General features: G+C 69.0%; 21 protein-coding genes. 8 read left to right on the plus strand and 13 right to left on the minus strand.

What is annotated here, in order from left to right; all coding sequences use genetic code 11:
- Positions 1–25 precede the first annotated feature (25 nt).
- The 12 genes from MUU77_RS03720 to rph all read right to left on the minus strand — a co-directional run bounded on the left by MUU77_RS03720 (position 26) and on the right by rph (position 9364).
- Positions 26–472, minus strand: coding sequence for an aldehyde-activating protein (locus tag MUU77_RS03720; RefSeq protein ID WP_245091710.1), 447 nt, complete (start codon positions 470–472; stop codon positions 26–28).
- Positions 472–867 (minus strand): YciI family protein, encoded by a 396-nt coding sequence (locus tag MUU77_RS03725; RefSeq protein WP_245091717.1) that lies wholly within the window; start codon positions 865–867, stop codon positions 472–474. Before MUU77_RS03725 ends, MUU77_RS03720 begins: the two co-directional genes overlap by 1 nt.
- A 64-nt stretch (positions 868–931) precedes the next feature.
- Complete coding sequence (locus tag MUU77_RS03730) at positions 932–1162, minus strand: hypothetical protein (RefSeq protein WP_245091719.1); 231 nt, start codon at positions 1160–1162, stop codon at positions 932–934.
- An 8-nt stretch (positions 1163–1170) separates the two neighbouring features.
- On the minus strand, positions 1171–1551 hold the full coding sequence (locus MUU77_RS03735) for a VOC family protein (RefSeq protein WP_245091721.1): 381 nt from the start codon (positions 1549–1551) through the stop codon (positions 1171–1173).
- A gap of 62 nt (positions 1552–1613) precedes the next feature.
- On the minus strand, positions 1614–1946 hold the full coding sequence (locus MUU77_RS03740; protein WP_245091723.1) for a hypothetical protein: 333 nt from the start codon (positions 1944–1946) through the stop codon (positions 1614–1616).
- Positions 1947–1970: 24 nt separating this feature from the next.
- Positions 1971–3311: a Xaa-Pro dipeptidase gene (gene pepQ, locus MUU77_RS03745; RefSeq protein WP_245091725.1), complete on the minus strand. Its 1341-nt coding sequence runs from the start codon at positions 3309–3311 to the stop codon at positions 1971–1973.
- 67 nt (positions 3312–3378) lie between these two features.
- Entirely contained in the window at positions 3379–3726 is a 348-nt protein-coding gene (locus MUU77_RS03750) for a PilZ domain-containing protein (RefSeq protein WP_245091727.1), read from the minus strand.
- Positions 3723–6194 (minus strand): DUF1631 domain-containing protein, encoded by a 2472-nt coding sequence (locus MUU77_RS03755; protein WP_245091729.1) that lies wholly within the window; start codon positions 6192–6194, stop codon positions 3723–3725. The genes MUU77_RS03750 and MUU77_RS03755 overlap by 4 nt, the downstream gene beginning before the upstream one ends.
- 87 nt (positions 6195–6281) lie before the next feature.
- Entirely contained in the window at positions 6282–7436 is a 1155-nt protein-coding gene (hemW, locus tag MUU77_RS03760; protein WP_245091731.1) for a radical SAM family heme chaperone HemW, read from the minus strand.
- Positions 7437–7543: 107 nt separating this feature from the next.
- Positions 7544–8137 carry an RdgB/HAM1 family non-canonical purine NTP pyrophosphatase gene (rdgB, locus tag MUU77_RS03765; protein ID WP_245091733.1) on the minus strand — a complete coding sequence of 198 codons (594 nt, stop codon included), beginning with the start codon at positions 8135–8137 and terminating at the stop codon, positions 7544–7546.
- A 4-nt stretch (positions 8138–8141) separates the two neighbouring features.
- A complete protein-coding gene (locus MUU77_RS03770) occupies positions 8142–8531 on the minus strand; it encodes a VOC family protein (protein WP_245091735.1) in 390 nt (129 codons plus the stop codon).
- 107 nt (positions 8532–8638) lie between these two features.
- Positions 8639–9364: a ribonuclease PH gene (gene rph / locus MUU77_RS03775; RefSeq protein ID WP_245091737.1), complete on the minus strand. Its 726-nt coding sequence runs from the start codon at positions 9362–9364 to the stop codon at positions 8639–8641.
- Between the two features lie 111 nt (positions 9365–9475).
- On the opposite strand from rph, the gene MUU77_RS03780 reads away from it, so the two are divergent.
- The 5 genes from MUU77_RS03780 (at position 9476) to MUU77_RS03800 (ending at position 14460) form a co-directional block, all read left to right on the plus strand.
- The gene (locus tag MUU77_RS03780; RefSeq protein ID WP_245091748.1) at positions 9476–10336 is read left to right on the plus strand and encodes a YicC/YloC family endoribonuclease; all 861 of its coding nucleotides are present in this window, start codon (positions 9476–9478) and stop codon (positions 10334–10336) included.
- A gap of 132 nt (positions 10337–10468) precedes the next feature.
- Positions 10469–11083 (plus strand): guanylate kinase, encoded by a 615-nt coding sequence (gene gmk / locus MUU77_RS03785; RefSeq protein WP_245091751.1) that lies wholly within the window; start codon positions 10469–10471, stop codon positions 11081–11083.
- 258 nt (positions 11084–11341) lie between these two features.
- Entirely contained in the window at positions 11342–11641 is a 300-nt protein-coding gene (rpoZ, locus tag MUU77_RS03790; RefSeq protein ID WP_162108735.1) for a DNA-directed RNA polymerase subunit omega, read from the plus strand.
- A gap of 125 nt (positions 11642–11766) precedes the next feature.
- Positions 11767–13938, plus strand: coding sequence for a bifunctional (p)ppGpp synthetase/guanosine-3',5'-bis(diphosphate) 3'-pyrophosphohydrolase (locus MUU77_RS03795; protein ID WP_245091754.1), 2172 nt, complete (start codon positions 11767–11769; stop codon positions 13936–13938).
- A 138-nt stretch (positions 13939–14076) separates the two neighbouring features.
- Positions 14077–14460 carry a RidA family protein gene (locus MUU77_RS03800; protein ID WP_245091756.1) on the plus strand — a complete coding sequence of 128 codons (384 nt, stop codon included), beginning with the start codon at positions 14077–14079 and terminating at the stop codon, positions 14458–14460.
- Positions 14461–14550: 90 nt separating this feature from the next.
- Here the strand turns inward: MUU77_RS03800 and MUU77_RS03805 are convergent, their stop codons facing one another.
- Positions 14551–15588 (minus strand): AraC family transcriptional regulator, encoded by a 1038-nt coding sequence (locus tag MUU77_RS03805; protein WP_245091758.1) that lies wholly within the window; start codon positions 15586–15588, stop codon positions 14551–14553.
- Positions 15589–15708: 120 nt separating this feature from the next.
- Here MUU77_RS03805 and MUU77_RS03810 point away from each other — a divergent pair, with 120 nt between their 5' ends.
- The 3 genes from MUU77_RS03810 to MUU77_RS03820 are packed head-to-tail and all read left to right on the plus strand — an operon-like array spanning position 15709 to position 20610.
- Entirely contained in the window at positions 15709–16944 is a 1236-nt protein-coding gene (locus MUU77_RS03810; RefSeq protein ID WP_245091760.1) for a parallel beta-helix domain-containing protein, read from the plus strand.
- A 3-nt stretch (positions 16945–16947) separates the two neighbouring features.
- On the plus strand, positions 16948–18102 hold the full coding sequence (locus tag MUU77_RS03815; protein WP_245091763.1) for an SO2930 family diheme c-type cytochrome: 1155 nt from the start codon (positions 16948–16950) through the stop codon (positions 18100–18102).
- A gap of 57 nt (positions 18103–18159) precedes the next feature.
- On the plus strand, positions 18160–20610 hold the full coding sequence (locus MUU77_RS03820) for a TonB-dependent receptor (RefSeq protein WP_245091765.1): 2451 nt from the start codon (positions 18160–18162) through the stop codon (positions 20608–20610).
- The last annotated feature ends 10 nt before the right edge of the window (positions 20611–20620 follow it).

Genomic DNA, 20620 nt, shown 5'->3' on the forward strand with positions numbered 1-20620 from the left:
TGCCGTGCCGGTAGCTTCCGGCGGATCAGTCGTTGGCCCACCGCACATCCGCGATCCACAGCTGCCGCCAGCGCGCTGTCTTCTCCTCCGGCGCCAATGTCTGCGGCGACGCCGGCACGACAGGCGCGAACGCATCGCGCGCCTGCAGGCAACGCGCATTGACGGCGGCGTAGGTACGGGCGCCGTCCTCGAACACCACGGCCACCAGCACGCCGCAGTCGCCGCACAGCAGGAACTGCGCGGCCAGCGATCCCTGGCGGTAACGGCGGATGCGCCCCGGGCGAGGTGCATGCAGGACCAGCTGCGCCGCCGCATCCGAGACCCACGCCGCGCCATGTGCGCGGCAGAAGCTGCAGTCGCAGGCGCGCGGCGCCGTGTCCGCCGGCACCTGCGGGGTTGAGAAGGCCAGGGTGATGGCGCCGCAGTGGCAGCCGCCCGCGAGCATGGAGGGGGTCTCGGTGATCGGCGCCATCAGCCGTCGTTCGCGCGCCAGGCCGACGGCGTTTCGTTCGTCACCTCGTCCGCCCGCGCGCGTGCGGCCTCCAGCGGCCGGATCTCCAGTTCCAGCCCGAAGGCCAGGCACGGATTCTGCGCGGCGATCCGCGCGGCGTCGTCCAGCGAGTCGGCCACGATGAACCAGTAGCCGCCCACCAGTTCCTTCGCTTCGGCGAACGGCCCGTCGGTGATGCCGTCGCGGGTGACGCGCCTGCCGCGCCTCTCCAGCCGGCTGCCGGGCTTCAACACGCCGTCGGCCAGGCCGCGTTCGTACCACGCGTAGAAGCGGTCGATGGCGTCCTGCACCTCCTGCGGCGATGCGGTTTCGTCCCACTGGCCGCGGGAGATCAACAGGTAGTCGGACTGGGTCATTGCCGTTCGCCTTGGGGTGAGAGAAGAAATTCCAATCGATGAGGGGCCCAGGATGGCCTTCAGGTCACCGCGCCATCCGGAACGCCCAGAACACCAGCGCGATCGCCGCGCCCCAGAACGCCAGGCCGGCCAAGGTGGCAGCGGTTTCGCCGGGTTCGTGCTTCGGGCGCAGCAGCCGCAGGATCATCGCGCCCGTACCACGCAGGATCACTTCGAACACGATCTCGAATACGAGCCGTGCGATGAAGCGGAACACGCCGCCCAGCGCTTCGCCCGCGATGTCATCCAGTGGCATGCGCGCTCCTACTGTCCCGCAGGCGGTTCCCACAACTCGACCTTGTTGCCTTCCGGGTCCAGCACCCAGCCGAACTTGCCCTGTCCGGAGACCTGCGGATCGCCGACCACGTTGCAGCCTTCCTCGCGCAGGGCCGCCAGCAGGGCATCCAGGTCGTCCACGCGGAAATTGACCATGAAGCTTGCGGTGCTGGGCGCCATGTACGCGGTGTCCTGCTTGAACGGGCTCCAGAGCGTCATGCCGGCGGGGCTGCCTTCGCCGCCCCACGGGAACATCGCGCCGCCCCAGTCGGCCGTGTCCAGCCCCAGATGGTCGCGGTACCACGCGCTGAGCGCCTGGGGGTCCGCCGACTTGAAGAAGATGCCGCCGATGCCGGTGACGCGTTTCATGCTGGACCTCCGGGTGTCGTGACGAGGCGTCGCGTTGCGTTACGCTGCAGGCGCCGAGTGTGTCAGCCCGTTGGCGGCGCCGCCAGTGACGCCGCGCCCAGCGCGGCGAAGACACCCAGCAGTATCACCAGGCCGTAGCGCAGGCGGAAGGGAATGTCGGGGCGCCCGTACAGGCGCTCGGCTTCGCGTGCATCGAGCCGCCAGCCGTGGTGGCACACGGGGCACGCGAGCTGATAGCGCCGGCCGTAAACGAAGCCGAACAGCAGGTCGAAGCGGCCGTACTTGTTCGCGAACTGCGGCTCGAAATCGCGCATCCGGTCGCAGCGCGGGCAGTGCTGCGGCTCTGGCGCGCCGACCGGTACGACCTGCTCCCCCTGGCCGATCATGAACATCATGCGTGCAGCCCGTCGTGCGCGGACTCAGGGCGCTTCGGCGAACGCCGGCCGGGTCAGGTTGTCGGCCTCGCCGTCGGTGCACCGCACTTCGTCCTCGATGCGGATGCCGCCGTAGGGGCGGAACGCGTCCACGCGCGCCCAGTCGACGCTGCCGGCGTGGCCGTTCTTCTTCACCTCGTCCAGCAGCAGGTCGATGAAGTACAGGCCGGGTTCGATGGTGACGACCATGCCCGGTTCCAGCACGCGCGTCATGCGCAGGTAGGGATGGCCGGCCGGGCGCTCGATGCGGCCGCCGCGGTCGCTGGCGGCGAAACCGGCCACGTCGTGGACCTGCAGGCCGATGGGATGGCCCAGGCCGTGCGGGAAGAACGCCGCGCTGACGCCGGTGGCGACCGCGGCCTCGGGCGAGACGGTGAGCACGCCGAAGTCCTTCAGGATGCCCATCAGGGTGAGGTGCGCGTCCACGTGCAGTTGCCTGTAGTCCACGCCGCTGCGCACGCCGGCGCACATGGCCTGCTGCGCGGCATCCACGGCATCGATCATCGCCTGGAACTCGCTGCCGGTGTCGTAGGCGTAGGTGCGGGTGATGTCGCTGGCGTAGCCGTGGAAGCTGGCCCCGGCGTCGATCAGGAAGCTGCGCAGCGGATCGGGCGCGACGCGCTGCAGCTCCATGTAGTGCAGCACCGCAGCGTGCTCGTTGAGGCCGATGATGTTGCCGTAGGGCAGATCGTTGGCGTCCTGGCCCACCGCCGTGCAGTAGGCCATGTGGATGCCGAACTCGCTCTGGCCTGCGCGGAACGCCGCTTCGGCGGCGCGATGGCCGCGCACGGCCAGGCGCTGCGCCTGCCGCATCAGCGCGATCTCGTACGGCGTCTTGTACGAACGCTGGTACTCCAGGTACTGGATCACGGGCTCGGGATTGTTCGGCGCATGGTCGCCGAGCGCGCTCTGCGGCTCGCCGAGAATGGCGCTGCGCGCGGCGGGCGGCAGCAGGGCGGCGGCTTCGTCGGGCTTGCGGATGATGTGGATGTCGCAATGGTCCACCCACCAGCCGCTGGGCGCATCCGGCACCACGTGCCAGTAGTCGAACGGCTGGTAGAAGATCACCTTCGGCCGTTCGCCCGGCGTGTACACCAGCCAGCTGTAGGGCAGGCGCGTCAGCGGCAGCCAGGCCTTGAACTGCGGATTGACCGCATACGGGTAGTCGCGGTCGTCGAAGACCTGCCAGTGCTGGGTGCCGCTGGGCACGACCAGGTGGTCGAAGCCACCCCGCGCCAGCGCCTCGTCGGCACGCCGCTTCATCGTCGCCAGGTGGTCGGCGTACAGCGGGACGAGGTCGGTGTCGAAGGAAGCGGGGGCGTTCATGGCGGCGGCTCGTGCGGGAGAGCCGCCATTTTGCCGTATCCGGCCCGCGCGGGCCGCGGCGCGGGTCCTATTCGGCTTCGGGCCCGGCGTTGACCCACTGGCGCAGGCGCTCCAGCGGATCGCGGTCGATGGTCAGGAAGCGCAGGCCGGCGAACGCCTGCCCGGGCGTGTTGGCCGCCGCGGACCAGACCAGGTGCGCTCCCACGTCGATGGGGACGTCCTGGCCGCGCTCGTCGCGCAGGTGGAAGCGCAGCTGGTACAGCGCATCGTCGACCACCGGCTCGGTGGCCACCAGCAGCATGCCCGATTCGGAGAGGTTGCCCACGCGGCCGATCACCTGTTCGGTCATCAGGTCGAACACGGCCACCGGCTTGGGCACGTTGCGCCGGCGGGCGCGGCGGAATTCGCGCATCATGCGGCGCCTCCAGCGGGTTCGGCTTCGCCGCGGCGGCCGGTCAGGCTGCGCAGCGCATTGAGTGTGGCGTTCCAGGCGCGGTCGATCAGGCGGCCGCGGTCTTCGGTGACCACCTGCGCCTGGCCCTTGGCCATCAGGTGCGCCAGCGTGTCCAGTGAATGTTCGCCCACGCGCTGGCCGCGCTGGTTCACGAACAGCGCGTTGCCGGTGACCGGGCTGAACCACGACAGGCGCTGCCGCTGCACGTCGCCCTGCTGGTTGCGGGTGAACTCGAACCAGGTGCCGAACGGCAAGGTGCGCAGGTAGTCGTAGCATTCCTGCTCTTCGAGGGTGCGCGGCTGCGCGGGCTTCTTCTTGACCTCGTTCTGTCCACCCAGGCGCGCGCGCGCCTTGAGCCTGGCCGTCAGTTCGGTGCGCGAGGTGGTCTCGTCTTCCTCGGCGCTGGACAGACGGCGCGCGATCGCCGCCGCCTCGTCTTCGTGGTAGCCCACCTGGACCAGCGATTTCTCGACCTTGCCGGCCAGTTCCGCATTGGCGCCCTGGGCGGTGGTGGTGGCGGCGACGATTTCCAGGGTGGTCTGCAGCGCTTCGGCCCACTCGCCGGAGGTTTCGCCGTTGCGCAGCTGGGTGAGGGTCAGCACGTCGGCCCAGGCCTGGCTGAGCAGGGCCTGCACGAACTTCTGCGGCTTGGCCTCGGCCATGGCCGATTCGATGGTCTCGGCGGCGCGCTGCTTGGCGATCTCCAGGCGGTCCTTGCCGCGGGCGGCCTCGACCTGGCGTCGTTCGGCCAGTTCGGCCTTGCGCGCGGCGGCCTGCAGGTGCTGCTGCACCTCGCGGCTGGCGTCCTCGAAGACGGCCTCGTCGCCTTCGTACTTCTCCACCACGGTCTCGACCGCCTGGTGCAGTTTCTGCAGCAGTTGCGGGTCCACGTCCTCCTCGCCCAGCCAGGTGGCGCCGGACTCGGCCACGGTGTTGAGCAGGTCGCGCGCCGGATGCTGCGCGCGCAGAAAGAAGTTGCGGTCGCGCAAGGCGGCCTGCACCACCGGCACCTGCAGCCGCACCAGCATGTCGGCGGCGGGGGCGTCGTGCTGCACCTCGCGTTCGATCTCGTTGTACAGCAGGTCCAGCAGTTCGAAGGTGTCCGAATCCGCGCTGGCCAGGGTGGCATCGGGTCCGTGCTGCGCGCGGGCGGCCGCCAGCATCGCCTGCTGCAGGTCCTGCACCGTGCGGCGCGGCTGCTCGGGCGTGCGTGCGGGCAGGGGCGCGGCCTGCATGGCCTGCAAGGTGTCCAATACGTCGGGCGTGGGAAGCAGCCGCGGTGCGCCGGCGCCCAGGCCGGACGGGGTGTCGGCGCCGCCACGGCTGCCCGGCCCTGCGGGATGGCCGCCTGCGCCCTGCGCCAGCGTACCCGGCCCGCCGGGCCGATCGATCGCGCCGGCAAGCGCCTGGGCATCGGCCTGCAGTCCGCCGCGACGGATCGCCAGCAGCTTCTGCAGGACTTCGAACGAGCCTGCCGCGTCGCCCGGCGTCTCGGCCTTGTCCGCGGAGGCGGGTGCAACCCCGCCCGCCGGAGGGGCAGTGGCTGCGGCGCCCTGGCCGGACGCCGCGGTGCTGCTGCCGGTCAGGGCGCCCGCCACCGCGTTCAACTGCTCGGGCGTGAGCGTGGCCCAGTGCGATGCCGAACCCTGCCAGCCGGTCAGGGGGCGGGCCGTGCCGTCGGCCGCGTCGCGCGGATGGCGGACGGCGTCCTGCACGCGGACGCGGCGCGGCATGTAGACCAGGCCCGGCAGGATGCCCTCGCGCGACAGGAACTGGTTCACCGTCCCGGCCCATTCGCTGTAGTTCTGCATCACCTTGTGGTCGAAGGTGCGATACAGCACCAACTGCGCATCCAGCGACAGCTGCAGGCAGGTGGCGGCCTGTTTCAGTACCTGGCACAGGCGGTGCGGGCCCAGCGGCAGCGTGTCCGCGTCGTAGGCCGGGGCCCGGGCCAGCACGCCGAAGCGCTGGCCCAGCATGAGGATCTGCGCATTGCCGCGCTGCTCGTGCCGGCGCGCGACTTCGCGCAGCACGATTTCCTGGTCCATCACCGCGTCTTCCACCAGCGTGAGCGTCTGGTAGTCCAGGCGCAGCGCCGATGCCGTCTCGGCCACCGGGCGCGGCGTGCGGATGCCGGCCAGCTCGGCTTCCAGGCCGAACATGTAGTGGGGGACCAACTCGGTCCGGTGCTTCTGCAGGGCGCGCAGGTCGACGAAGACCTGGGCCTGCAGGTGGTTGCTGCGCGCCTGTTCGGCCTGCTTGAACAACTGCTGCTCGAACTCCACCAGCATCGCGTTCAGTGCGGTGATGAAGTCCGGTGCGACATGGTCGTACAGGTTCTGCAGTACGCGTCGCACGCGCGGCGGCAGGGCCGACGACGCGATGGTGGTCGGCGTGGCAGCGGGCGAAGGCGGTCGTGGGCCGGTCATCGGTGCAGTGGGCTCCCCTGTAACCGCATCATTATCACACCCCCGTTGCCGGCGCATCCATCCATTGCCCTGGCGGGGCGGTGGGCGTCAGCGGTCCAGGAACAGTTCGATCACGTCGTTGGTGAAGCGGCGCCCCAGCGCGGTGGGCACGACATGGGTGCCGGACAGGGCCAGCCAGCCCCGCTGCCGGGCCTGCTCCAGCGGCGCCGCGATGTGCTCCGCCGGCAGGCCGGTGGTGGCGGTGAAATCGGCCAGGGCGAAGCCTTCCTGCAGTCGCAGCGCGTTGAGCATGAATTCGAACGGGCGCCGTTCCGGCGTGATGTCGTCGTCCCCGCCGATGGCCTGGGGCGTGCCGGCCGCGGCGAGATAGGCGGTGGGATGCTTGACCTTCCAGCGGCGCAGGATCTGTTGCGTCGCACCCACGGTGATCTTGCCGTGCGCGCCGGCACCGATGCCGATGTAATCGCCGTAACGCCAGTAATTGAGGTTGTGCGCGCAGCGGCGCCCCGCGCGCGCATAGGCGCTGACCTCGTAGTGCTGGTAGCCGGCGTCGGCCAGCAGGGCCTGGCAATGCTCCTGCATGTCCCAGGCCAGGTCGTCGTCGGGAATCCCCTGGGGCGGACGGGCGAAGAAGACCGTGTTGGGTTCCAGCGTGAGCTGGTAGTGGGAGACGTGCGCGGGCTGCAGGGCGAACGCGCGCTGCAGGTCGTGCTCGGCCATCGCCAGCGTCTGGCCGGGCAGGGCGTACATCAGGTCCAGGTTGAGGTTGTCCAGGCCGGCGTCCTGGGCCAGCTTCACCGCATGCTCGGCTTCGCGGCTGTCGTGGATGCGGCCCAGCTTCTGCAGGCTGGCATCGTCGAAGCTCTGGATGCCGAAACTGATGCGGTTCACACCGGCGGCGCGGTAGTGCTCGAAGCGCCCGTGCTCGGTCGTGCCGGGATTGGTCTCCAGCGTCACCTCCAGTCCCGGCGCGAAACGCAGCCGGCTGCTGGCGCCCTGCAGGAAGCGGTCGATCGCCGCCGGCGGGAACAGGCTGGGCGTGCCACCGCCGAAGAACACGCTGTGCACGGTGCGGCCCCAGACCAGCGGCAGGTCGTGGTCCAGGTCGCGCAGCAGGGCGTCCACATACGCATCGAAAGGCAGCCCGCCCTTGCCCTGGTGCGAATTGAAATCGCAGTACGGGCATTTGCGCACGCACCATGGCATGTGCACGTAGAGCGCCAGCGGCGGCGGGATGAGCATGGGCGTCTATTCGTCTGTTCGTATGTTCACGTTGGCAGGAGCGCCCCCTGGGCGCGATGCTCTTCCGGACCGGTCACATGGAAACGCATCGCGGGCATGGCCCGCGCCTACAGGGCCGCGAGCAGGCGCTGCTTCAACGCCGCCAGCGCCTTGCCACGGTGGCTGATGCGGTTCTTCTCGTCCAGCGGCATCTCCGCGGCCGACTGGCCGGACGGCGGGTCGAAGAACACCGGGTCGTAACCGTGGCCGCCCGCGCCGCGGCGTTCGTGCAGGATACGGCCCTGCCATTCGCCTTCGACGATCAGCGGCTGCGGGTCGTGCGCATGGCGCAGCAGCACCAGCACGCAGTAGAAGTGCGCGCCGCGCTGCTCGCCCGGTACCCCGTGCAGCGCGTCCAGCAGTTTGTCGATGTTGCGCTGGGCGTCGCCGTGTCCGCCGGCATATCGGGCCGAATAAAGCCCCGGCGCGCCGTTCAGCGCGTCCACGCAGATGCCCGAATCGTCGGCCAGCGCGGGCAGGCCGGTCTGCAGGCTGGCGTGGCGGGCCTTGATGAGAGCGTTCTCGACGAAGGTGGTGCCGGTTTCGTCGGCATCCTCCACCCCCAGGTCGGACTGCGCGACCAGTTCGATGCCGGTATCGGCCAGCAGGCCGCGCAGTTCTTCCAGCTTGCCGTGGTTGGAGGAGGCGAGGACGAGTTTCATGCGGTCATCCTTTCGGTTGCAGCAGGTCCCAGCGATTGCCGTAGGCATCGCGGAAGACGGCGACGGTGGCATAGCGTTCTTCGCGCGGCGATTCCAGGAACTCGACGCCGGCCGCCGACATCCGCGCATGGTCGCGCCAGAAATCGTCCGTCTGCAGGAAGAAGCCCACGCGCCCGCCGGTCTGGTCGCCGATGCGCGCCCGTTGCGCGTCGGTGCTGGCCACGGCCAGCAGCAGGTCGGTGGTGCCCTCGCCGGGCGGCGCCACACGCACCCAGCGCTTGCCGCCGCCCAGATCGGTGTCTTCGCGCAGCGCGAAGCCCAGCGCGTCGCGATAGTGCGCAATGGCGCGGTCGTAGTCGTCGACCAGCAGGGTGACCAGGCTGAGGGTCTGCATGAGGATTACCGGATATCTGTAGGAGCGCCCCTTGGGCGCGATGCTGTTGCTTGAATCCGCCGCAAGAGCATCGCGCCCATGGGGCGCTCCTACAAGGTGGGAAGGAATCAGCCTGCCAGCGCGGCCCGCTGCGCCGCGAACAGCTCGCCCATGCCCTTCTCGCCCAGGGCGAGCAGCGCATCCAGTTCGTCGCGGCGGAACGCATGGCCCTCGGCCGTGCCCTGCAGTTCGATGAAGCCGCCGCCGTCGTTCATCACCAGGTTCATGTCGGTATCGCAGTCGCTGTCCTCGGCGTAGTCCAGGTCCAGCACCGGCGTGCCCCGGTAGATGCCCACCGAGACCGCGGCCACCGCGCCGTGGATCGGATCGCGCTTGATCTCGTTGCGCGACTTCAGCCAGTTCACCGCGTCCACCAGCGCCACGTAGGCGCCGGTGATGGCCGCGGTCCGCGTGCCGCCATCGGCCTGCAGCACGTCGCAGTCCAGGGTGATGGTGCGTTCGCCCAGCGCCCCGCGGTCCACGCAGGCACGCAGGGTGCGGCCGATCAGGCGCTGGATCTCCAGCGTGCGGCCGCCCTGCTTGCCGCGCGCGGCTTCGCGGTCGCTGCGGGTGTGGGTGGAACGGGGCAGCATGCCGTACTCGGCGGTCACCCAGCCCTCGCCCTTGCCGCGCAGGAAGCCCGGCACCTTGTTGTCGACGCTGGCGGTGCACAGCACCCGGGTGTGGCCGAAGCTGACCAGCACCGAGCCTTCCGCATGCCGGGTGTAGTTGCGCAGGATGCTGACCTCGCGCATCTGGTCGGGCTGGCGGCCGCTGGGGCGGGAAAAGGACATGGGGGCATCCGCGGTGAGGGGGGCGAAGTTTAGCAGTCCGGCCCCATCCGGCCGGGATGCCGGCGCGCGGGCTGCTAAGATGCGCCGCTCATTGTTCGCATGGGCTTCCGCATGATCCGCAGCATGACGGCGTTCGCCGCCGCCGAACGCGCCACCGAGGGCGGCACGCTGGCGGCCGAACTGCGCGCGGTCAACCACCGCTTCCTCGAACTGGGCGTGCGCCTGCCCGATGAGCTGCGCGTGCTGGAACCGGCACTGCGCGAGCGCGTGGTCGCGCGCGTTTCGCGCGGCAAGCTGGACCTGACCCTGCGCCTGCGCGCACCCGAGGGCAACGGCGCGCTGCAGCTCAACCCGCGCGTGGTGGCGCAGCTGTCGGAACTGGCCCTGGACCTGTCCTCGCGCATGCCCAACCTGCGCACCGGGCTGACCGACCTGCTGCAGTTCCCCGGCGTGCTGCAGAGCAAGGGCGTGGACATGGAGGCCCTGCAGGCCCAGGCGCTGGCGCTGCTCGACGCCGTGCTGGACCAGTTCGTCGCCGCGCGCGAGCGCGAGGGCGGCAAGCTGGTGGCGGCGATCCTGGAGCGGGTGGACGGCATCGCGGCCCTGGCGGCCGAGGTGCGCACCCTCATCCCGCAGATCCGTGGCGGCCAGCGGCAGAAGCTGGAGGCCCGCCTGGCCGACGTGGCGCAGAACATGGAGCCGGGCCGGCTGGAGCAGGAACTGGTGCTGTGGCTGCAGAAGCTGGACGTGGACGAGGAACTGGACCGGCTGGACAGCCACGTGAAGGAGATCCGGCGCATCTTCACCCAGAAGGAGCCGCAGGGACGCCGGCTGGACTTCCTGCTGCAGGAGTTCAACCGCGAAGCCAACACGCTGGGGTCCAAGTCCGTGGACATCCGCACCACCAACATCGCCGTCGAGCTGAAAGTGCTGATCGACCAGATCCGCGAACAGGCGCAGAACATTGAGTAGCGCCGGGAATCGGGAATGGGGAGTAGGGAATGGGAGAAGCGGGAAGGCTTCCGTCCACCGCCCCGCCTGCGACGTTCGCGCTGCGCTGCTTCTACAATTCCCTACTCCCCATTCCCGATTCCCGGTCAACTGATGCGCGGAACCCTTTACATCGTCGCGGCGCCGTCCGGGGCCGGCAAGAGCAGCATCGTCAACGCCGTGCTGGCCCGTGATGCCGGGATCGCCCTGTCCATCTCGTTCACCTCGCGCGGTGCGCGGCCGGGCGAACGCCACGCGCAGCATTACCACTTCATCAGCGCCGAGGAGTTCGAGGCGATGATCCGCGCCGGCGACTTCTTCGAGTACGCCCGCGTGCACGGCGACTGGAAGGGCACCGCCCGCCAGTCGGTGGAGCCGCAGCTGGCCGCGGGCAAGGACGTGCTGCTGGAGATCGACTGGCAGGGCGCGCGCCAGGTGCGCGAGAAGGTGCCGGATGCGGTCAGCGTGTTCATCCTGCCGCCGTCGCGCCAGGCGCTGGAGCAGCGCATGCGCGCGCGCGGGCAGGACAGCGAGGAGGTCATCCAGCGACGCCTGGCGGCGGCCCGCGAGGAGATGTCGCACTACGGCGAATTCGACTACGTGATCGTCAACGACGTCTTCGAGGAGGCGGTGGTCCAGATGCATGCCATCTTCACCGCCAGCCGGCTGCGCCGCGAGGCGCAGGACCTCCGCCACGCCGGCCTGATCGCGACCCTGCTGGCCGAATAGCGGCCACCGTGGCGCCGGGCTTGCCCGGCCGCGTACGCGGGGGCCGGCGACGCGACGCCGTGGCTCGGCGTGTGTCCGGCTCCGGGGTTTCGGGCCTGACGGGCGCAGCGGGGCAGGCCCCGCGCGACGAGCCGGGAAGGGTTTGGCCTTTAAACCCTTGATTTTCAAGGAAAGGCTTGCATTGCCGGGCCGGGCTGCCTACAATCGCCGCCCCTTTCCGTATTCACTGCGCGGCCCGACCGGTCGCCGGGAGCCCGCATGGCCCGCATCACCGTCGAAGATTGCCTGGAAGTCGTCAACAACCGTTTCGAGCTGGTCACCATGGCCGCCAAGCGTGCCCGCCAGCTGGCCAACGGTGTCGATGCCCAGATCGACAACACCGAAGCGCAGGACAAGCCCACCGTGCTGGCGCTGCGCGAGATCGCCGCGCGCAAGATCGACAACGACCTGATCGACCGCGTGGAGAAGGCCGAACGCGAGCGCGCCGAGCGTGAAGCGCTGGAGTGGGCCGCCGCCGAAGTGGTCGCCGACGACGACCTGTCCAAGGGCGACGACTGATCGCATCGGTCCATCGTTCCCATCGGAACGGACGATCGCCGGAAAGCCCGCGGAAGCGGGCTTTCCGCGTTTGCGGGCCCCCTGCGCGCGTTGCCGTGACGACCTGACTGGCATAGTCTGGCGGCATGAATCCAGGTCGTTCCGCCAAGGCCCTCCGCAGCCCGTCTTCGTCGCGCGACGACGGCGTGCCGGACTATGTGGCCCAGTTCGAGAAGACGGCGGCGTACCTGCCGAAAGAGCAGCTGCCGCTGCTGCGGCGTGCGTGGGAAGTGGGTGCCGCGGCGCATGCCGGCCAGACCCGCAAATCGGGCGAACCGTACATCACCCATCCCGTGGCCGTGGCGGGCGTGCTGGCCGAGTTGGGCATGGATGCCGAGACGCTGATCGCGGCCATCCTGCACGACACCATCGAGGACACCCCGCTCACCCGTGAGGAGATCGCCGGCGAGTTCGGCGAATCCGTGGCCGAGCTGGTCGACGGCGTCACCAAGCTGGACAAGCTGAAGTTCCGCGACCGCCAGGAAGCGGCCGCCGAGAGCTTCCGCAAGATGCTGCTGGCCATGTCGCGCGACCTGCGCGTGATCATGATCAAGCTGGCCGACCGCCTGCACAACATGCGCACCCTGGGCGCGCAGAGCGCCGAAGCGCGCGGGCGCATCGCCCGCGAGACGCTGGAGATCTACGCGCCCATCGCCCAGCGGCTGGGCATGAACCTGGTGAAGTCCGAGCTGCAGGACCTGGGCTTCCGTGCGCTGCATCCGTGGCGGCATGCGGTGATCGACAAGCACATCCGCAGCCAGCCGGTGATGCGCCGCGAATCGATGGCGCAGATCGAGGCGCACCTGTCGCAGCGGCTGGCCAAGGAGGGCATCGAGCACCGCCTGGTCAGCCGGGTGAAGACGCCCTGGAGCATCTACAACAAGATGCGCAGCGAAGGAAAGAGCTTCGACCGGGTAATGGACGTGTTCGGCTTCCGCGTGGTCGTCGATTCGGTGCCCTCGTGCTACCACGCCCTGGGCGCCGTGCACGCGCAGTACAAGCCGCTGGACGGCCGCTTCCGGGACTTCATCGCCATTCCCAAGGCCAACGGTTACCAGTCGCTGCACACGGTGCTGTTCGGTCCGTACGGCTCGCCGATCGAGGTGCAGATCCGCACCGCCGAGATGGACCTGATCGCCGAGCGCGGCATCGCCGCGCACTGGACCTACAAGTACGGCACCGACTCGCCCAACAGCGCGCAGAACCGCGCGCATGCGTGGATCGTCGAGCTGATCGACAACCAGCGCGCGGCCGGCTCGTCGCTGGAGTTCCTGGACAACGTGAAGGTGGACCTGTTCCCGGACGAGGTGTACCTGTTCACGCCGAAGGGCAAGATCCTGTCGCTGCCGCGCAATGCCACTGCGCTGGACTTCGCCTACGCGGTGCATACCGATGTCGGCAACCAGGCGGTGGCCTCGCGCGTGGACAAGAAGCTGGTGCCGTTGCGCACCAAGCTGGCCAGCGGGCAGAGCGTGGAGATCATCACCGCCAAGTCGGCCGCGCCCAAGCCGCAGTGGCTGGAATTCGTGGTGACCAGCAAGGCGCGCACCGCCATCCGCCACCAGCTGAAGCAGCTGGAGCACGAGGACGCCGTGCAGCTGGGGCACCGCATGCTCGACCGCGCGCTGGAAGACCTGGACAGCTCGCTGGAGCGGCTGCCGCAGCAGCGCCTGGAGGCCTTCCTCAGCGAGCACAAGTACCCGCGCCTGGAGGCGTTCCTGGCCGATGTCGCCCTGGGCAACTGGATGCCCTCGCAGGCGGCGCAGGCGCTGACCGCCTTCGCCGAGCTGCGCGGCGGTGGCCATTCCAAGCATTCGCAGGAGAAGATCCTGATCACCGGCGGCGAACGCGGCGTGGTCAGTTTCGCGCAGTGCTGCCAGCCGATCCCGGGCGACGAGATCATGGGCTACCACACCGCCGGCAAGGGCATCGTGGTGCATCGCCTGGACTGCCCCAACGTCACCGAGTTCCGCAAGTCGCCGGAACGCTGGGTACCCATCGCCTGGGACGCCAAGGTCACCGGCGACTACGACGCCGCGCTGCTGATCGACGTGGAGAACCGTCCCGGCGTGCTGGCGCAGGTCGCCGCCGCGGTCGCCAAGAGCCAGTCCAACATCGAACGCGTGGAATACCTGGAGCGCGACATCAATGTCGCCGTGCTGCGCTTCTCCATCCAGGTGCGCGACCGCAACCACCTGGCGGAAGTGATGCGCCGGCTGCGGCGCCTGAACGTGGTGCATGGCGTCAGGCGGCAGTGATGGGTGATTGGTGATTGGTGATTGGTGATTCGTGATTCGGCAGAGCCCTGCCGTCACGCGTGAAGCCGGACGCCAGGATTGCGCAGGATCACCGACTCCCCATTCCCCAATCACCAATCACCAATCACCAATCACACCATGACCAAGCAGATCATCCACACCGACCACGCGCCCGCCGCCATCGGCCCGTATTCGCAGGCCGTGCGCGCCGGCACCACGGTGTATTTCTCCGGGCAGATCCCGCTGGATCCGGCCACCGGCAATCTGGTGGAAGGCGACATCGCGGCCCAGGCGCGTCGCGCGTTCGACAACCTCAAGGCCGTCGCCGAGGCCGCAGGCGGCTCGTTGGACCGGGTCGTGCGCCTGGGCCTGTACCTGACCGACCTGTCGCAGTTCGCGGCGGTCAACGCGGTGATGCAGGAATACTTCGTCGCGCCCTATCCCGCGCGCTCGACCATCGAAGTCTCGGGCCTGCCGAAGGGCGCGGCGTTCGAAGTCGATGCGGTGATGGTGCTCGACTGACCGGCCGATGCGCGCGGCGCCGGGGCTGGCCGCGGCGAACGCCCCCGATCGGCCCGCCCAGGGAGGGAAGGCCGTGCTGCAGGCCCTGCCTTACGTCGGCTTGATCCGCATTTCGCTGGGCGTGTGTCCGGTCCAACGCTTGAACGCGCGGCGGAATTCGCGCACGTCGGTGAAGCCGATCTGGCCACCGACGGCCGCGATGGTCAGTTCCAGGTCCTGCAGCAGTTCGAGTGCGCGTTCGGTGCGTACGCGGTCGTGCACGGCACTGAAGCTGGTGCTTTCCTCGGCCAGCTGCCGGCGCAGCGTGCGCTCGCTCAGGTGCAGCGCGGCGGCCACATCCGTCATCTGCGGGTTGTCGCGCAGGCGGGGGCGCAGCTGGCGCTCGACCGCCGCGGTGGTCTCGCCGCGCAGGGACATGGCGGCCAGCTGCGCCTGGCACAGCGCCAGCGCCTGCCGTGAGGTCACCGGGTTGTAGCTGGCGAACGGCAGTTCCAGCCAGCGGCGATCCACCACCATCGCGTGCTGCGTCTGGCTGAAGCGGATCTCGCAGCCGAACAGGTCGCCGTAACGCCTGGCATAGCCAGGCGCGGGATAGCCCAGCTCCAGCCGGAGTGGACGGAAGTCGGGGCCTGCCAGTTCGCGCGCCAGCATCAAGGTGCTGGCGAACATTTCCTCGCACAGGAAGGGCAGCAGGTCGGCGGCCTCATCCGGCGCGCTGGCCACGACGGCGAGCGCGCCGTCGTCGCGGTCCTGCAGGTCCAGGTCCATCAGCGGGCCGAGGTTGCGCTGGTACTCCAGGCCGATCTGCACGGCATCGCCGAAGGTGGGGGCGGTCTTCATGGCCAGGCCGAGCAGGCCGAAGTTGCCGCCGTTCTGCTTCTCGCCCATGGCCAGACCCACGCCGTCGATGGGCAGGGTGGGCAGGGCGCGGCGGATGATCTCGCTGGCCTGGCGGTAGGACACCCGCGCCTGCGGGTCGTGGATCTCCTGCACGTTCAGGCGCATGCCGGCGAACCAGCTTTCGGCATTCACGCCGAACTCGCCGGCCAGCAGCACCAGGCCGCACAGCATGTTGGTCGGCAGGTTGGCCACCAGCAGGCGGTTGCCGAGTCCGGTTTTCCAGCGCATCGAAGCCCCTCCAGCTTGTCCGCTTTCCCCCCCTTAGTATGCCGCTCCCGCCCTCTGCGTGACGTGGGGCGGCGCACCAGACTGCCGGGCACTACGCAGCCGTATGGGGAGAGGCGATTCATGCAGCGCAGCATTTCCGTGGCAGTGGCCGGCGCCCTGGCGCTGCTGGCCGTGGCTTGCCAGCCCGACGCCCCCCCGGCTGCCGAGGTGCCCGCCGGCGACGCGGCCTTCGCCACCACCCTGCAGGAGCGCCTGCTGGACGCCAAGCCGGGCGATGTCATCGAGATTCCGGCCGGTCGGCATGCCTTCGACCGCAGTCTGACCCTGCGCGCGAGCGGGGTGACCATCCGCGGCGCGGGCATGGACAAGAGCGTGCTGAGCTTCAAGGGCCAGAAGGCGGGCGCCGAGGGGCTGCTGGTCAATGGCGACGACTTCACCATCGAGAACCTCACCATCGAGGACTCCAAGGGCGACGGCCTGAAGATCAGCGAGTCGTCCAACATCACCGTGCGCGGCGTGAAGGTGCAGTGGACCGGCGGCCCCAGCACCAAGAACGGCGCCTACGGCATCTATCCGGTGCTGACCAAGAACGTGCTGATCGAGGACACCGTATCCATCGGCGCGTCCGATGCCGGCATCTACGTGGGCCAGTCCGACGGCGTGATCGTGCGCCGCAGCCGCGCCGAGCAGAACGTCGCCGGCATCGAGATAGAGAACACCATCAACGCCGATGTCTACGGCAACGTGGCCACCGGCAACACCGGCGGCATCCTGGTGTTCAACATGCCGGGCCTGTCGCAGCAGGGCGGCAACATCCGCGTCTACGACAACAAGGTGATCGCCAACAACCACGAGAACTTCGGCGCCAAGGGCACGCCCGTGGCCAGCGTGCCGGCGGGGTCGGGCATCGTCATCAACTCCAACGACGACATCGAGGTCTTCGGCAACGAGATCCGCGATAACGCCACGGCGAACATCATCGTCTCCAGCGTCTACTCCACCGGCTACAAGGACAGCAGCGCGTCGCCGAACTTCGATCCGTACCCGGAGCGCATCCACATCCACGGCAACACGCTGTCCGGCGGCGGCGACTCGCCGGACGGGTTCGACCTGAAGGCGCTGAAGGTGGCGACCTACGGCCTGCGCGGGCGTTTCCCGGACGTGCTGTGGGATGGCTACTTCAACAAGGAGCGGCGGGTGGACGGCAAGAAAGTCGGGCCGCAGATCTGCCTGCGCGACGTCAGCGGCGTGGTCAATGCCGATGGCCCCGGCGGTTACAGCAACCCCAGCAAGGACGCGAAGGCCCACGACTGCGAGCTGCCCCCGCTGCCCGCGGTCGACCTGAAGCGCGGGTAAGGCATGCGCAGGCCGTATCGGCTCGGGCTCCTGTTCGCGGTCGCCTTGCTGGCGCTGTCGGCGTGTCGCCCGTCGGCGGGCGTGCATTTCTTCGCCGAGGGACAGCCGAAGACGCTGGACGAATGGGGCGTGCTGCGCATCCAAGGCGGGAAGCTCCGGTTGAGCGAAGGCGTGGTGCCGTACGATCTGAACACTCCGCTGTTCAGCGACTACGCGCACAAGCTGCGCACGGTGTGGATGCCAGGAGGCACGTCGGCGACGTACCAGCCGGAGCGGAGTTTCGATTTTCCGGTGGGCACCATCCTCAGCAAGACGTTCTACTACCCGTTGCCGGCGGGGCAGGCCTGGGATGGGAAATCCGTCGCCCGCACGCCACCGTCGCAGTCGTCGCTGGAGGGCGAGTCCCTCGATCTCTCCAAAGTGCGCCTGATCGAAACGCGCCTGCTGGTGCATCGTGCGGAGGGCTGGGTGGCGCTGCCCTACGTCTGGAACCAGGCGCAGACCCAGGCCACGCTCAAGCGTACCGGCGAACTGGTCACGCTGGACCTGGTGGACGCCGCCGGCACGAGCGAAACGGCCGAATACCAGGTGCCCGACCAGAACCAGTGCGGCGGCTGCCACATCACCGACAACAAGTCGCGCAAGCTGCTGCCGATCGGGCCGAAGGCGCGCCACCTCAATCGCGACTTCGACTATGCCGGCGGCCGCGAGAACCAGCTGGCGCACCTGGTGCGCGTGGGCTATCTGACGGGCGTGCCGGCCAATCCGCCGCGGCTGGTCGATGCGATGGAGGCCGGAGCGCCGCTGGATGCGCGGGCGCGCGCCTACCTGGACATCAATTGCGGCCACTGCCACAGCGCCACCGGGCCGGCGATCACCTCGGGCCTGTGGCTGGACGCGCACACGCAGGACCGCCTGAAACTGGGCTTCTGCAAGCAGCCGATCGCGGCGGGCAAGGGCACCGGCAACCGCATGCACGACATCGAGCCGGGCAATGCCGCGGCCTCCATCTTCGAGTTCCGCATGGACAGCGCCGACCCCGCCATCATGATGCCGGAGGTCGGCCGCTCGGTGGTGCACCGCGAGGGCGTGCAACTGATCCGTGACTGGATCAACGCGCAGCCGGGGAGTTGCGGGGGCGCCGCAGGGGAATCGTGAACATGCCGCCGGCCCCTTGAGGCCGGCTTCCGCACCAACGCTTCTTGGGAGGGAGTGATGAAAGTGACGCAACGGAATCTGGTGGTCGGGCTGCGGCGCGCGCTGTTCGGCGGCTGCGTGGTGCTGGGGACGGGCGGCACGGCATGGGCGCAGTCGACGCCGCAGGGCGAACAGGACGCCACCAACCTGGACACCATCGTCGTCACCGCGCAAAGCCGCCAGCAGGAACTGCAGGACGTGCCGATCGCGCTGCAGGTCGTGGACCAGCAACTGCTCGACGACGTGGCCGCCGACAACCTGGGCGACATCGATGCCTTCGTTCCCGGCCTGGTGGTGGATGCGGTGCAGCCCACCCAGCCCTCGTTCCGCCTGCGCGGCGTGGAGACCAGCGACTTCGGCATCGGTACCGATCCGGCGGTGGGCGTGTTCGTGGACGGCGTGTACGGCGGACGCGGCGGCGGCGTGCTGTTGCCGTTCGTCGATGTCGAGCGCATCGAAGTGCTGAAGGGCCCGCAGGGCACGCTGTTCGGCCGCAATACCGCGGCGGGCGCGATCTCGCTGGTGACCCGGCGGCCCCAGGACGAACTGGAGGCGCGCCTGCGCCTGCGCCTGGGCAACCATGGCAAGCAGTATGCCGATGCGATGTGGAACATCCCCACGGGCGAAAACTCCGCGCTGCGTTTCAATGCGCTGTTCAACCACAGCGACGGCTGGTTCGAGGACGGCGCCACCGGCAAGGACCTGGCTGGCGAGAACGTGTGGGCCACGCGCGCGGCCTGGCAGGTCGGGCTGGGCGACAACACTACCGCGCTGGTCAGCTGGGACCACGAGAGCCTGGACCAGAACGGCCGCGTGACCACCGGCATCGTCCCGCTGCCGGCGTATCCGCAACGGCCGCCGGTACCGGTGGATCCGGACGACTACCTCGACCCGCGCGACACCCCGACCTACAGCGACGCCACCAACGCCGAGTGGCGCACCTTCGACGGCGTCACCCTGATCGTGGACCACGCATTGACCTGGGGGCATCTGACCTCGACCACGTCCTGGCGGCAGTACGACTCGCTGAACCAGACCGAGGAAGACGGCACCAACCGCGCCGACCTGTACATCGACTCGGTCAACACCGAGAGCAACGAGACCTTCTACCAGGAGTTCAAGTTCGCCGGCAGCAACGCGCGGCTGGACTGGGTGGCCGGCGCCAGTTTCTTCAAGGAAGACGCCGACCAGACCAGCGAGGTGAACACCAATACCGAGGCGGTCGACAACATCGTCCGCAATCTCGGCATCGCGCCCACCCCGGACGGCAGCCTGTTCGGGTTCACCTCGTTCCTGGCCCAGAGTGCCGGCATCCCGGTCTCGCTGGTCGGCGACCGCTGGAACGAGCGCTTCACCAACACGCTGTCGACCACGGCCTATGCCGCCTTCGGCGACGTGATCTGGCGCGCCACCGACAAGCTCAACCTGACCTTCGGCCTGCGCTACACCCGCGACGAGAAGGACTTCACCTGGCTCAACACGCCCCGCAACGCGCCCGAGCTGGAAGCCAAGCTGGAACTGCTGGAATCGTTGGGCTTCTTCGATGCGCTGGCGCAGATGGGCATCCCGATCACCCGCGAGCTGCTGACCTTCGACATGGCCTTCATCGATCCGCCGGCGATGGTCAACAAGGGCGTGCTGGTGCGCGACAAGCGCAGCTGGAGCGACTTCAGCCCGCGTCTGGTCGTGGACTACCATTTCAACGACAAGGCGATGGTGTTCGGCTCGCTGGCCAAGGGCTACAAGGCCGGCGGCTTCAATGCGCTGCAGATCGGCCCGGCGTTCGAGAACGAGGACGTGTGGAACGCGGAAGTGGGCATCAAGCAGTCGTTCGGCCGCTTCTCCTACAACGCGTCGCTGTTCCACTACCGCTACGACAACCGCCAGTCGATCCGCCTGGTCGATCCGGACCCGGACAACCCGGTGGACATCCCGCGCTACGTGTTCGACACCGGCGACCTCGAGGCGACCGGCATCGACTTCGACATGCGCTGGAAGGTGACGGACGCCTTCACGCTGGACGCGCAGGCCGAGTGGATCGACTCCAAGTACAAGGACTACGTCACGCCGGAGGGCGTGGACCTGGACGGCGAGCCCACCGGCGAGCCGCGCTTCACCGCCTCGGTGGGGGCCGCCTACCGCGTGAGCCTGGGCGACAGCGGCGACCTGCGCATTTCCGCGCGGCATGCCTACCGCGGGCGTGCGCGCTGCAATGCGGGCTCGGACCTGCAGGGCGACTGCGGCGTGAACGCACTGCTGGATATCGGCGAGCCGCGCGAGCGTACCGACCTGCGGATCGGCTGGACCTCGCCGCAGGACCGCTGGAGCTGGGCGATCTACGGCAACAACGTCTTCGACAACCAGTACGTGAAGGGCCTGAACACCTACGGCCGCGCTCCGCTGGGCGTGGTGGGCGCGACCATCAGCGAGCCGCGCACCTACGGCGTGGAAGTGGCCGTGAAGTTCTGAGCCGCGCGGC

The organism is Pseudoxanthomonas sp. F37 (genome assembly GCF_022965755.1).
Classification (GTDB): domain Bacteria; phylum Pseudomonadota; class Gammaproteobacteria; order Xanthomonadales; family Xanthomonadaceae; genus Pseudoxanthomonas_A.

Bases quoted from the DNA above. Each gene is read 5' to 3' on its own strand.
- MUU77_RS03720 (WP_245091710.1), bottom strand. From the start codon at position 472: ATGGCGCCGATCACCGAGACCCCCTCCATGCTCGCGGGCGGCTGCCAC.
- MUU77_RS03725 (WP_245091717.1), bottom strand. From the start codon at position 867: ATGACCCAGTCCGACTACCTGTTGATCTCCCGCGGCCAGTGGGACGAA.
- MUU77_RS03730 (WP_245091719.1), bottom strand. From the start codon at position 1,162: ATGCCACTGGATGACATCGCGGGCGAAGCGCTGGGCGGCGTGTTCCGC.
- MUU77_RS03735 (WP_245091721.1), bottom strand. From the start codon at position 1,551: ATGAAACGCGTCACCGGCATCGGCGGCATCTTCTTCAAGTCGGCGGAC.
- MUU77_RS03740 (WP_245091723.1), bottom strand. From the start codon at position 1,946: ATGATGTTCATGATCGGCCAGGGGGAGCAGGTCGTACCGGTCGGCGCG.
- pepQ (WP_245091725.1), bottom strand. From the start codon at position 3,311: ATGAACGCCCCCGCTTCCTTCGACACCGACCTCGTCCCGCTGTACGCC.
- MUU77_RS03750 (WP_245091727.1), bottom strand. From the start codon at position 3,726: ATGATGCGCGAATTCCGCCGCGCCCGCCGGCGCAACGTGCCCAAGCCG.
- MUU77_RS03755 (WP_245091729.1), bottom strand. From the start codon at position 6,194: ATGACCGGCCCACGACCGCCTTCGCCCGCTGCCACGCCGACCACCATC.
- hemW (WP_245091731.1), bottom strand. From the start codon at position 7,436: ATGCTCATCCCGCCGCCGCTGGCGCTCTACGTGCACATGCCATGGTGC.
- rdgB (WP_245091733.1), bottom strand. From the start codon at position 8,137: ATGAAACTCGTCCTCGCCTCCTCCAACCACGGCAAGCTGGAAGAACTG.
- MUU77_RS03770 (WP_245091735.1), bottom strand. From the start codon at position 8,531: ATGCAGACCCTCAGCCTGGTCACCCTGCTGGTCGACGACTACGACCGC.
- rph (WP_245091737.1), bottom strand. From the start codon at position 9,364: ATGTCCTTTTCCCGCCCCAGCGGCCGCCAGCCCGACCAGATGCGCGAG.
- MUU77_RS03780 (WP_245091748.1), top strand. From the start codon at position 9,476: ATGATCCGCAGCATGACGGCGTTCGCCGCCGCCGAACGCGCCACCGAG.
- gmk (WP_245091751.1), top strand. From the start codon at position 10,469: ATGCGCGGAACCCTTTACATCGTCGCGGCGCCGTCCGGGGCCGGCAAG.
- rpoZ (WP_162108735.1), top strand. From the start codon at position 11,342: ATGGCCCGCATCACCGTCGAAGATTGCCTGGAAGTCGTCAACAACCGT.
- MUU77_RS03795 (WP_245091754.1), top strand. From the start codon at position 11,767: ATGAATCCAGGTCGTTCCGCCAAGGCCCTCCGCAGCCCGTCTTCGTCG.
- MUU77_RS03800 (WP_245091756.1), top strand. From the start codon at position 14,077: ATGACCAAGCAGATCATCCACACCGACCACGCGCCCGCCGCCATCGGC.
- MUU77_RS03805 (WP_245091758.1), bottom strand. From the start codon at position 15,588: ATGCGCTGGAAAACCGGACTCGGCAACCGCCTGCTGGTGGCCAACCTG.
- MUU77_RS03810 (WP_245091760.1), top strand. From the start codon at position 15,709: ATGCAGCGCAGCATTTCCGTGGCAGTGGCCGGCGCCCTGGCGCTGCTG.
- MUU77_RS03815 (WP_245091763.1), top strand. From the start codon at position 16,948: ATGCGCAGGCCGTATCGGCTCGGGCTCCTGTTCGCGGTCGCCTTGCTG.
- MUU77_RS03820 (WP_245091765.1), top strand. From the start codon at position 18,160: ATGAAAGTGACGCAACGGAATCTGGTGGTCGGGCTGCGGCGCGCGCTG.